General features: G+C 36.7%; 13 protein-coding genes. 1 reads left to right on the top strand and 12 read right to left on the bottom strand.

The features are described 5' to 3' along the window. Positions 1-118: 118 nt before the first annotated feature. The 4 genes from MKX66_RS25385 to MKX66_RS25370 all read right to left on the bottom strand — a co-directional run bounded on the left by MKX66_RS25385 (position 119) and on the right by MKX66_RS25370 (position 3,610). On the bottom strand, positions 119-1,252 hold the full coding sequence (locus tag MKX66_RS25385) for a bifunctional cystathionine gamma-lyase/homocysteine desulfhydrase (RefSeq protein WP_341087383.1): 1,134 nt from the start codon (positions 1,250-1,252) through the stop codon (positions 119-121). A 3-nt stretch (positions 1,253-1,255) separates the two neighbouring features. After that, a complete protein-coding gene (locus tag MKX66_RS25380) occupies positions 1,256-2,179 on the bottom strand; it encodes an O-acetylserine dependent cystathionine beta-synthase (protein WP_002034120.1) in 924 nt (307 codons plus the stop codon). Positions 2,180-2,261: 82 nt separating this feature from the next. Continuing rightward, entirely contained in the window at positions 2,262-2,957 is a 696-nt protein-coding gene (mtnN, locus tag MKX66_RS25375; RefSeq protein WP_002015266.1) for a 5'-methylthioadenosine/S-adenosylhomocysteine nucleosidase, read from the bottom strand. Positions 2,958-2,971: 14 nt separating this feature from the next. Then, the gene (locus MKX66_RS25370; RefSeq protein WP_002015267.1) at positions 2,972-3,610 is read right to left on the bottom strand and encodes a class I SAM-dependent DNA methyltransferase; all 639 of its coding nucleotides are present in this window, start codon (positions 3,608-3,610) and stop codon (positions 2,972-2,974) included. A gap of 137 nt (positions 3,611-3,747) precedes the next feature. On the opposite strand from MKX66_RS25370, the gene MKX66_RS25365 reads away from it, so the two are divergent. After that, positions 3,748-3,963, top strand: coding sequence for a YrzA family protein (locus MKX66_RS25365; protein ID WP_002015268.1), 216 nt, complete (start codon positions 3,748-3,750; stop codon positions 3,961-3,963). A gap of 36 nt (positions 3,964-3,999) precedes the next feature. Here the strand turns inward: MKX66_RS25365 and MKX66_RS25360 are convergent, their stop codons facing one another. The 8 genes from MKX66_RS25360 to mltG all read right to left on the bottom strand — a co-directional run bounded on the left by MKX66_RS25360 (position 4,000) and on the right by mltG (position 12,186). Continuing rightward, positions 4,000-4,650, bottom strand: coding sequence for a YrrS family protein (locus MKX66_RS25360; RefSeq protein WP_002034119.1), 651 nt, complete (start codon positions 4,648-4,650; stop codon positions 4,000-4,002). A gap of 116 nt (positions 4,651-4,766) precedes the next feature. Beyond that, entirely contained in the window at positions 4,767-6,521 is a 1,755-nt protein-coding gene (locus tag MKX66_RS25355; protein ID WP_215590203.1) for a peptidoglycan D,D-transpeptidase FtsI family protein, read from the bottom strand. A 92-nt stretch (positions 6,522-6,613) separates the two neighbouring features. Then, positions 6,614-7,090 (bottom strand): transcription elongation factor GreA, encoded by a 477-nt coding sequence (gene greA / locus MKX66_RS25350; RefSeq protein WP_078213491.1) that lies wholly within the window; start codon positions 7,088-7,090, stop codon positions 6,614-6,616. Between the two features lie 276 nt (positions 7,091-7,366). Next, positions 7,367-8,005 (bottom strand): uridine kinase, encoded by a 639-nt coding sequence (gene udk, locus MKX66_RS25345; protein WP_002015274.1) that lies wholly within the window; start codon positions 8,003-8,005, stop codon positions 7,367-7,369. 17 nt (positions 8,006-8,022) lie between these two features. Next, a complete protein-coding gene (locus tag MKX66_RS25340; protein ID WP_002143215.1) occupies positions 8,023-9,303 on the bottom strand; it encodes a peptidase U32 family protein in 1,281 nt (426 codons plus the stop codon). Positions 9,304-9,321: 18 nt separating this feature from the next. Then, the gene (locus tag MKX66_RS25335) at positions 9,322-10,251 is read right to left on the bottom strand and encodes a peptidase U32 family protein (protein WP_341087382.1); all 930 of its coding nucleotides are present in this window, start codon (positions 10,249-10,251) and stop codon (positions 9,322-9,324) included. A gap of 7 nt (positions 10,252-10,258) precedes the next feature. Further along, entirely contained in the window at positions 10,259-10,900 is a 642-nt protein-coding gene (locus MKX66_RS25330; protein WP_002034114.1) for an O-methyltransferase, read from the bottom strand. Between the two features lie 215 nt (positions 10,901-11,115). Continuing rightward, positions 11,116-12,186, bottom strand: a complete 1,071-nt coding sequence (gene mltG / locus MKX66_RS25325) for an endolytic transglycosylase MltG (protein WP_002015278.1) — start codon at positions 12,184-12,186, stop codon at positions 11,116-11,118. Positions 12,187-12,413 lie beyond the last annotated feature (227 nt).

The following is a 12,413-nucleotide window of genomic DNA, read 5'->3' as shown; positions in this document are numbered from 1 at the left end:
AATATTTCATGAATTTAATATACATGAAATCATTTCATTTGTGTATGTCTAATTTGTGAAACATTTCACAAATTAATATAATAAAAATGCACTGCTCTATATTAGCAGTGCATTTTTACTATGCTAGTGCTTGTGCCAAATCCTCAATTAAATCTTCTCCATCTTCAATACCAACAGAGATTCGAATTAATGTATCTGTAATTCCTAATTCTTTACGGCGATCTGCTGGGATTGATGCATGTGTCATTTGTGATGGAATGGAAATTAAACTTTCTACTGCTCCTAAGCTTTCAGCAAGTGTAAAGTACTGTAACTTCTCAAGTACTCTATTTAATGTTTCTTCACTATCTACATCGAATGAGATGATTGCACCAAATCCGTTCGCCTGTTCTTTTGCTAATTCATGATTTTGATGTGATTCAAGACCTGGATAATATACTTTATTTACTTTCGGATGGTTATTTAAAAACTCAGCAATTGCGCGTGAATTTATTTCATGCTCCTCCATACGAATTCCTAATGTTTTTAAACCACGAAGTAGTAAGAAGCTGTCTTGTGGTCCAAGAATACCTCCTGTTGAGTTTTGTACGAAATGAAGGTCTTCTGCTAGTTTCGGGCTATTTACAGCTACTAGGCCTGCAACTACATCACTATGCCCACCTAAATATTTCGTTGCACTATGAAGTACAATGTCTGCTCCTAAAGAAATTGGCGACTGCCAATATGGCGTCATGAATGTGTTATCAATAATTGTTAATAAATCGTTCTCTTTAGCAAGAGCGGATATTTTCTTAATATCAGTAATTTTCAGTAATGGATTCGTTGGTGTTTCCACATAAATCGCTTTCGTATTTGGGCGAATTGCTTCTACAACTTCCTCTAGGTTTGTTGTATCTACAAATGTATGCTCAATGCCGAAACGGTTTAGTACTTTTGTAATAACGCGATACGTACCGCCATAAACATCATCTGTTAAAATGACGTGATCTCCTTTTGAGAATAGCATAATAGTTGCTGTAATAGCTGCCATCCCTGAACCAAATGCAAATCCAGCATGACCATTTTCTAACACTGCAATCATTTCTTCTAAAGCTGAACGAGTTGGATTACCTGTTCGTGAATATTCATATCCTTGATGCTTACCAACTGCTTCTTGTTTGTACGTACTCGTTTGATATATCGGCACGTTTACAGATCCAGTTGAAGGTTCTCCTATGCGAATACCATGAATTAACTTTGTCTTTGCTCTCATTTTTTATTCCCATCCTTTGTATATGTCTTTACTTAAATAGCGCTCACTGCTATCCGGAAAAATCGTTACAATATTTGTACCTGGTGCTGCGTTTTCTGCCTCAAGTAAGCTTGCATGAAATGCCGCTCCTGAAGAGCTTCCAACGAGAAGGCCTTCCTTTTGCGCCAATTCTTTTACGCGTAAAAATGCATTTCGATCAGAAATCGTATGAATTTCATCAAAATAAGATGTTTTTAAAAATGGTGGAATGAATTCAAGACCAATACCTTCTGTTTCATGTGAACCAGCTTTACCGCCATTTAAAATAGATCCTTCTGGTTCTACAATAACCGTTTTAATATCAATATTTTTTTCTTTTAAATAAGACGCAGTTCCCATAAACGTACCGCCAGTTCCTGCCCCTGCAACAAATATATTAATCTCTCCATTCAGCGCATCCCAAAGTTCAGGACCTAGTGTTTTGAAATAAGCACGAGGGTTTGCTTCATTAGCAAACTGACTTGGAGAGTATGAATTTGGTATTTCCTTTACTAATTCTTTTGCCTTTGCAATTGCGCCGGTCATTCCTTGCTCAGTCGGTGTATGCACGACCGTTGCACCTAGCGCTTTCATTAATTCTTGTTTTTCAATACTAAATTTCTCTGGTACACAAACAATGACGCGTAAATCATGTTCTAACGCTGCAAGTGCCAGTCCAATGCCAGTATTCCCAGCCGTCGGTTCAATAATTGTTCCGCCCTCTGCAACAAGCCCTTTTTCTAGTGCATCTTCGATTAATTCTCTTCCTAAACGATCCTTAACGCTTCCGCCTGGGTTGTAAAATTCAAGCTTTGCAAATAAACGGACTCCTTTCGGAAGTGAAAAACGAGTAATTTCCACGATTGGTGTATGACCAATCAACTCATGAACTCCACGATATACATTCATCGTGTTCTCCCCCTTATTTGCCAATAAAGAAAAGGCAACTGTATGTATTTTCTTTATATGAGACAGTTGCCTTTTTGTTACATTACTTTAACTCTTCTAGTACTTTTACGATAAAGTTTGTAGAATGAAGAGCTGCTTGATCTAAAAATTGATCAAATGAAACATTTGATTCTTTACCAGCAATATCAGAAAGTGCACGAATAATAACAAACGGAACTTCATATTGGTGGCATACTTGCGCAACAGCTGCTGCTTCCATTTCTACTGCATAAAGATCTTCAAATTTATCACGAATTGCTGCAACGCGGTTCGGATCACTCATAAATGAATCACCTGTTGCAATCATACCTTTTACAACTTGAATATTTTCTTCTGCCTGCATACATTTCTCAGCTAATGCAACTAATGCCTCATCAGCTTTAAATCCAGGTGGCATTCCTGGCACTTGACCATATTCGTAGTTAAATGCTGTTACATCTACGTCATGGTGACGAACTTCTGTTGAAATAACTACATCACCAACATTTAGAGAGTGATGGAATCCACCAGCTGAACCAGTATTAATTACTTTTTCAGGCTTATATTTTTCTAATAAAATTGTCGTTGACATCGCTGCATTTACTTTACCAATACCAGATTTTAGCAAGATTACTTCATGTCCTGCCAATAGCCCTTTCGTAAATTCACAACCTGCAACAGTTTCTGTTTCTGCTTGTTCTAGTTTGTCACGTAAAATACGTACTTCTTCTTCCATTGCTCCAATTACAGCAATTCTCAATCTAATCCCTCTTTCTATTGCTTAGTTGCCTCCATTACCCAAACGAAATGATTTAATCTCGTAAACGTTACGTGGAAGCCATTGTTTTCAAAAATAGATTGCATGATCGGAATACGTGTATAGTATTCTGTTTGCAAATCATTTGCTAACTGATGAAAACCTCTTTGTTTTGCTACTTCGACAGTTTTATCATATGCATCTTGATCTGCAAATATCGTATCAGCAAACACTATTTTACCACCTTTGTTTAGCAATTGACTATACTTCGCAATTGCTACGTCTTTTTCTTCATCTATTAAATGATGAAATGCGTAAGTGCTCACAATAGTATCGATTGAATTTGGGACTTCAAATGAAAGAAAATCACCCTCTGTAATTGAAAACTCTTTTGGTAATTTCTCTTTTGCAATAGTACGCATTTCGCGTGACGGTTCTATACCGTAAACTGTGCGACCAGCAAGTAATAATTTATTTGTTAAATTGCCAGTACCAACACCGAATTCTAATACGTTGCCAAATGACTTGTTAACTACATCCTCTAAAATGTCCTCATAATGGGCGAAAACTTCTTTATATTGTATATCTTCGCCTTGTACAAATGAGTCGTACGTATGAGCCCATTCATCAAATAAACCATTAAATTCTGTTCCCATAAAAATTCCCCTTTTTCTTATCGGTTTTATCAGTATGATATTCTCTCTTTCTAAAAATGTCAATTGAAATGTACGTAGTATTTCCTTCTTTTCTTTGTTACACTATAGGTGATTATCATAGGAGAGGGGGCATCTTCGTGTCATTTACCTTTGAAATGTTAGAAGATAAAGTAGAATTTTTCGAGGCTGCAAACTTAGTTTCTCTAGAAAAAAAAATTAACGAACAAATCGATAATAATAAAGCACTTATGCTCGAAGTTCATCATATTTCTCACCAAATGATTATGGATCCTGAAAGCAAAAGACCTTATTATAGTGCAGTTGTTCATTTTAAATTAAAGAAATTACGCTAACTAAAAAAAGAGAGGCTCTTAAGAGCCTCTCTTTTTTTAGTTTAGAGTTTGAACGAGTACTGGTTTCCAGCCCTCATTGTCTACCCAATCAATATTTACATAATATTTTTTACCTGATTGTTTATCTTGTACGTTACCGTAAGCTTTATTCTTACCGTTATTTCCAATTCTATGGATAACTAATTGATTTACTGGAACGTCAATTGCAGCTGAAATCGCTTGATTCATCTCATTCCAATCTGCTGTACCTTTTTTAAACGTCATTGCAGGTGTTGCACCTTGCTCTGTACCTACTGGCTTCCAAGAAGATTTCGTATAAGCATCTGTTGCCTGTGACTGTGTTTTTTCAGCTGGTGCTTTCTCGTTAGCTTTCGCTTCTTCTTCAGCTTTTTTCTTTTCTTCCTCAGCCTTTTGCTTCTCTTCTTCTTCCTTCTTCTTAGCCTCTGTCTTATCTTGCTCGTTCTTCTTCGTCTCTTCTTTACCTTTTGCTTTCTCAGCTTTATTTTCTTTTGTTGTTTGCTGAGCTACCTTTTTATCATTAGAAGACGCTTGCTCTTTTGTGTCAGGAACAAACAATTGATATGCTACAATAGCTACTGCTACTAATACAATAGCGATTGCAATATTTAAAACACCGTTTTGACGACGTTTTTGTTGTTTCTGTTGGAATCTAGATCCTCCTGCCATTCTTCAAACCTCCATGCAGTTTTTCATACTTGCTATTGTAACATTAAATCTAGAAAGGTTGAACATTTACAATAATATTTTCACGAAATGAAAACATTTCATAAATAATTGCAAGATTACTTTTCAATTTCTAATTGATGAATTTCCTCTACCATTTCTGCAAAAACTGGTGTGACTACATTTTCATTACTATCTGTTTCTATATCAACTACAACTAAAGCATATCTTGGGTTTTCATATGGAAAATAACCTGCAAACCAGCGATTCACCCTCTCTCCTTTTCCTGTTTGTGCCGTCCCAGATTTTCCAGCGACAGTTAGTGGCAACGAACGGAATGCGGTTCCCGTTCCTTTCTCCATCGTTACAACGCCTCTTAACAACTGTTGTAATTTTTTCATCGTTTCATAAGAAAGCTGTTTCCCATTTAATTTATGATTTTCAAATGTAAAAAAGGCGGTTCCATTTTTATACACTATTTTTTTAACGACTTTCACTTCCATCTTCTCTCCACCTCTAGCAATTGTCGCCATCATATTCGCTATAGCTAGAGGTGACACACGTACATCTTTTTGTCCGACCATCGTTTGAGCAACCGCTTTTCTACTATCTTTATTTTCTTCGCTTTCCCAAATAATAGCACTCTTTTCTTCTGGCAATTGCTCAAATTCTGGTGTATGAAATACCGAACCTTTCCAACCTACCTTCTCACGTGCTCCTAAGGCCTCTAAATACGTTTCTAATACTTCCCTATCCTTTTGTATTAGTTCACCACCTAATACGGCAAACGTTCGATTACAGCTTCTAGCAAAGCTTTCCTTAAAGTTTAATGACCCCATCATAACTTGTGGAAGATTTTCACCGTATAAATCCGTATTACAGTTAAATGTACGATTAAACCGCACCAAATTCTCATCAATTCCTGCTGCTGCAACTACTGTTTTAAAAACAGACCCCGGAAAATGAGGAGTTAACATTTGATTTTCAAGTGTAGCTTTATATATCCTCCTATCATTCATCTGTAAAGAAGGCCTACTTACCATTGCTACAACTTCACTATTCTTTATGTCTAGTAATACTAACCCACCTTTTTTTATTCCGTTTTCATCTATAATCTTCTCTGCTCGTCGTTGCAACGTTTTATGTATTGTTGTTTGAATAGTAACTGGATAAAATGGATTTCCTGGCGAAGTGTATTTCGCCTGCTTCCCAAAAATCGGTTCTCCTTGTCGATCCACTTGATATAGTACTTTCGCTTCTCCATCAGTCAGTAAAAATTCATCAAATGATTGTTGCAATCCAGAAATACCAATTGGCGTTTGTTTCGAAGTTTTTTTCATTTCTCCATAACGCTTTTGAAATTCCTGTTCATTCTCTCCCACATCACCAATTAAATGATCTGCCTCTCCCATTTGCTTCAGTCGAACTTCTGCTGCTACAATACCTAAAATATCTAATTGATTTACCTTCTTCATCTGCTCGAGCGTTAATTGAAATGGGGTATTCTCCCTTCGTAATATAAATGCTTGATTCTTATTTTTCATTTGCAGTCTTATCTCTTGTCTCGACACACCAATGATATGCGCAATTTTCTCTAACATGTCATTTTTTATTTGTAAAAATGGAAAAACAATTAAGACTGGATATTTCTCTTCACCAATTTCCTTACCATTTCGATCTGTAAAATGCCCTCTTCCATTATCTACTGTAAGTGATTGTGTTCGTTGCGTAACACTTTTTTCAATCAGATTGATATTTCGGTCAGTAAATGATTCCGTATCTATAATCTGTATTTGGATTAAACGACAAAGTAATAAAAAAATCACACCCATAAAACAAATTAAAACAATTATAATTCTCCGTTTCATTTTCATAAAAAACACCTCGTCTATTGTAGTTTAGACGAGGTGTTTCACCTTTTATACAAATAAAAAATCACTCGTTTTTACACGAGTGATTTTTTACGTTATTTTACAGAGATAATCTCTACTTGCATTTCTCCACCTGGTGTTTGGATTGCTACCTTCTCACCAATTTGCTTACCTAATAAGCTTTTTGCGATTGGAGAATCGTTAGAAATTCTTCCTTCAAATGGATCGGCTTCTGCGCTACCTACGATTATGTATGCTTCTTCGTCTCCACCTGGTAACTCTTTAAATATTACTGTTTTACCTAATGTTACAACTGTAGACTCTTCACCATTGTCTTCAATGATAACCGCATTACGAATCATGTTTTCAAGTTGTGTAATACGTCCTTCTACGAATGCTTGCTCATCTTTCGCTGCATCATACTCAGAGTTCTCTGAAAGATCTCCGAAGCTACGTGCGATCTTAATACGCTCTACAACTTCTTTACGTCTTACTGTTTTTAATTGTTCAACTTCGTTCTCTAGTTTTTGCTTACCCTCTTGCGTCATAGGGTATGTTTTTTCTGTTGCCATGTTTTCCACTCCTTTTATATACCAATCCCCCGAAAAAAAGAGGAGTTCCATATGAAAACTCCTCCGCTTATATAGCGGAGGTTTCTAGCACACGTAGCACTAGTGGAGTTGTCACATACAACCCCTTATTCTCCAATTCTTCCTTATATAAAGAAGGTATGTATGGAAAGTTGATATAAATATGCCCTCACCTATTGGTAGGTGAGGTTTCATGTTTCATTGTATTCGATAAGAAGGGAAAAAATCCCTTCCTATCGTATATCTTTTACTATGCTATTACAAATTTACTTTTTGTTCAAGAATTGTTGCAATTTTTGTAACCATAATATCAATTGCAACATGGTTTTGTCCACCTTCAGGGATAATAATATCCGCGAATTTCTTAGAAGGCTCAATAAATTGATTATGCATTGGACGTACAACGTTTACGTATTGGTCGATAACTGAATCCATTGTACGACCGCGCTCTTCAATATCGCGCTGCATGCGGCGTAAAATACGAAGGTCTGCATCTGTATCAACGAACACCTTAATATCCATTAACTCACAAAGACGTGGGTCTTCTAAAATAAGAATTCCTTCTAAAATGATTACATCTTTCGGCTCAACTGGAATAATTTTTTCTGAACGCGTATGCAATGTATAGTCATATATAGGCTTTTCCACTTGCTCATATGCAAGCAACTGCTGCAAATGGTCAATTAACAAATCATTATCAAACGCTAACGGATGATCGTAATTTGTTTTTAAACGTTCTTCCATTGGTAAATGGCTTTGATCTTTGTAATAATAATCTTGCTCCAAGATTAAAATGGAATGACCTTTAAAATGGTCAAAAATCGCTTTCGTTACACTTGTTTTTCCTGATCCTGAACCACCAGCGATTCCAATTACAACAGGCTTATTCGTCCCCATTCGACTACCACTCTTTCTTATTGAAGTATGTTTTTGCGCATCATATTATTCACATACACTGGTTGATCCACTTTGAATTTCACGATTTGCAACGGATGTCTCGCTGCATCTAATTCGTTTCCATCCTCATCCCAAATTTTCTCCACCGTCTGCGTAAAGTTTTCTATTTCTGGCCCAAAGAACTCCACTTCATGTCCTGGTTTGAAGTGATTACGTTGCTCAAGCGTTACGATGCCCGTTTCTTCATTATAATCTAACACTAAACCAGCAAAATCATACGTTGTTTTCTTACTATGATTTCCAAACATTTGCTCTTGATGTCCTGGAACCCCTTCAAAGAATGCAGGAGCTGTATCACGATTTGCACATTTATCAAGTTCATCTAACCATTCTTGTTTAAACTCAAAGTTATCCGGATCCGCACAATACGCATCAATTACTTTACGATATACAGTTGCTACAGTCGCTACGTAATGGATAGATTTCATACGTCCTTCAACTTTTAAGCTATCAATTCCAATTTCAATCATTTTCGGAATTGATAAGATTAAATTTAAATCTTTTGGGCTCATCGCAAAGTGAGCATCTTCTTCTTGGAATAGAGGAAGCTCTTTTGCATCTTTATGTTGTGATACCGTTTGAACTAAATCATAATCCCAGCGGCAAGATTGACAACAACCACCACGGTTAGAGTCACGCGCTGTCATATGGTTACTTAATGTACATCTCCCTGAATACGCGATACACATTGCACCATGGACGAATGCTTCAATTTCAACATCAACTTTTTCTTTAATTTCTTTCATTTCTTCATAGCTTGCTTCACGAGCTAATACAAGACGATGTAAACCTTCTTCTTTCCAATACTGTGCTGCTTTCCAGTTGGATAGTGATTGTTGTGTACTTAAATGCACCTCAACAGAAGGCGCCACACGTTTACATGTCTCAATAATAAGCGGATCGGCAACGATAATTCCCGTTACGCCAGCTTTTTCAATCCCTTTTAAATATTCCTCTAGCCCATCCATATTTTCATTATGTGCAAAAATATTTGTTGTTACGTATATTTTTGCTCCATATTTCTTTGCAAATTCAACGCCTTCTGCCATGTCTTCCAGCGTAAAGTTACCTGCATTAGAACGAAGACCAAATTCTTGTCCACCTAAATATACAGCATCTGCCCCATAATGGATAGCTACTTTTAATTTTTCTAAGTTACCCGCAGGGATTAACAGTTCAGGTTTTTTCACAATAACGCGTTTGCCATCGATCACTCGTGAAATTTCTTGTACAGCCATTTCCTACACCCTCCTCGTTTAGTAAACCGTTTCTTTAAAGAAGAATCCTGTATCTAACGGACGATTTACCGGTTGTATTTCTTCTATCTCTTTAAATAAATCATCTTTCACGTCATAATACGCATCACGATCTTCTACACATAAATCAATCGCCTTACGATATTTCTTCGTTACCTCAATAATGTACTCAGAACTTTTTAGGACACCATCAATTTTTAAGCTATCGACTTCAGCACCGATTAGTTCCTCTAACTCATCGATGAAACAAATATCATTCGGACTCATAATGTGAGTACCATTTTCATCTTCATAAATTGGATATTTGTTATTACGTTCCGGGTCGTATAAGAACATATTCTCTTCATACTTTTTCTTTTCGATGTCGAGATTACGCCCTTGATACTCAAAGTAGTTTCCTACTAGTGAACGCTTCGATTGGAACATGCAAGTCATACCGTGAATTTGTACTTCAAGTTCCACTTCAGCATTTTCTTTTAATTCAGCAATTTCATCTAAGCTAAGCTCACGAGCTAATACAGCGCGTTTCGCTCCTCTTTGCCCCCAATAGTTACAAGTAAACCAGTTTGTTGCTGTCGTTTCTGTATTCCAGTGAAGTTGCATATTTGGTGCAACTTCACGAACAGCCATTAATACCGCTGGATCTCCGAAAACAATCGCATCTACATTTACCTCATTTAAAAAGGCAACATAGTCCGTTAATTCTTCTACTTTATCATTGTGGAACATTGCATTCATTGCAACGTATACTTTCACACCATTTTCATGCGCAATGTTTACAGCTTGTTTCACATCTTCACGTGAAAACTCTCCTGCCAAACGTAAACCAAACTTTTGTTCACCAACCATTACTGCATCTGCCCCTGCTTTCGCAAGAGGTTCAATATCCGCCACCGCTCTAGGCGTTACTAACAATTCAGGTTTCTTCATACTTTTGTCACCCTCTCTTTTTACTTACAGCCACTCCATCGCCAATCGGGAAAATCGTTGTATCATATCCTTCATGATTCATAAGCCATTCATTGTACGTCTTAATACGACGAATCAAACCACGGGTACGTCTATTTTCAATTTTCTCTTTTGTCGTCACAAGACCATGGTACATAACGTTATCTGAAATAATAACGCCACCAGGATTTAATAACGGTTCGTATAAGTCAAAAAAGCGACGATACTGCCCTTTCGCTGCATCAATAAAAATAACATCAAATGTTCCATGTTCTTTCACTTGTTCGCCCGTTTCTAAAGCATCACCGTAAATAACAGAAATACGGTCTGTTACCGAGGAACATTCTATATATTCAAGTGCCTTTTCATATCGTTCACGATTGCGCTCTACTGTCACAATGCGAGAGTTCGGAATAGCTTGCATCATACGAATACTAGAATAACCGATTGCTGTTCCAAGTTCTAAAATACTTTCCGGTCCAATTAAACGTAAAAATTGCAGCATAAATTCCATTCCAAGTCGATCCATAATCGGCACATGGTTTTCAGTTGCATACTCTTCCATTTCAAGAATTAATTTATCTTTTGGATCAATAAATGATAATAGGTACTCGTTAACTGCATCCTCCATAATTGGTCCTCCTTATTTACATGGAGAAGTGCCTCTATGACGCGTCAACCTTTGTCTTTTCACACATAGAATGCAATAAAAATACAAGCCAGTTTCACCCTTAGCTTGTACGTCCCGTTTTGATATTAAAAACGATTCTTCTGCCAGTTTTTAACCCGATATATTTTACCACAAAAAAGAGGGATATGCGACCCTTTTCGCTATCCCTCCCCATTTCACTGTTTTTTCGTAATGTATTTTTGCTTTAATGCATTATGTTCTTCTAATGTTTTCGCATAATACACTTCACCACTTGGTGCAGCTAAGAAATAATAATAATCTGTTTGCGCAGGATCTAACGCTGCTTCCACTGAATGTTTACCAGAGTTTGCAATCGGTCCAACCGGCAACCCTTTCACAACATACGTATTGTACGGTGAGTTTACTTTCAAGTCTTCGTATAATACACGTTGTTTATGCTTTCCAAGCGCATATAATACCGTCGGATCCGTTTGAAGCGGCATGCCTTTCGCTAGACGATTATAGAAAACACTAGAGATTTTTTGGCGATCAGTAAAGCCAGTAGCCTCTTCTTCAATAAGTGAAGACAACGTGAGAAGTTGATGAACATCCCAGTTCTTCGCTTTCATTTTCGCCTCATTTTGAACAATAATTGCATTTGTTTTCTCAAGCATCGGGATTACAATTTCTTCTAATTTCGTATCCTTTTTATAGAAAGAATACGTTGCTGGATATAAGTATCCTTCTAGTGGATATTTAATGTTGCTATCAAAAATTTTATCTGTTAATAGCTTCGGATACTTTTGCTGCATTTTTTGAATAAATGCTTTATCGTTTAATTGACGCACAACATCATCTTTATTCCACTTTAATTCTGCCGCAATCACTTCAGCAATTTCAGTTACTTGCGCCCCTTCTTTAATCGTCACTTTATAAAGAGCCGGACGATGTACGTTGCCAGATGACATTTGTTCAATGACATCGTTAGCACTCATCGAAGGATTTAATAAATATGTACCTGCTTGTAAGCTTTTCGACTTAAATTTCGTATAAAAACTAAAAACTGTACTGCTTTTCACAGCACCTTTTTCTTCTAAAATCTCACCGATTTTACTTGTAGATGACCCCTTTGGAATCTCTACCTCAATCTCTTTTTTATTTCCACTATCAACTGGTCCTAATGCAGATGAAATATACGCATAGACTGATCCACAAACTAAAAGCAGTGCGATAATCGAAATTAAAAAAATACGTCTACGCTTCTTCTTCACTTGATTCTCTACCAAAATTCTTCCTCCTTATTCAATTGTAGACCGTATACACTTCCTCTATACAATGCCCTACAAACATAAAGCAAAACCAATCATTTCTAAATAATCGGTGACAGCTACTTATTTAAAGCCTTTTTTCATACAACCCGTCTTATTATACTATAAACAATTACGTAGTTTCGACAAAAAATCTGTCATGTTGCATATGAATACAAAAAAGGCGAACTGTGTACACAGTTCGC

It is taken from the genome of Bacillus sp. FSL R9-9530, from assembly GCF_038008145.1.
In the GTDB taxonomy this organism is placed as follows: Bacteria; Bacillota; Bacilli; order Bacillales; family Bacillaceae_G; genus Bacillus_A; species Bacillus_A mycoides.
This window is presented reverse-complemented; position numbering and strand designations above follow the sequence as displayed.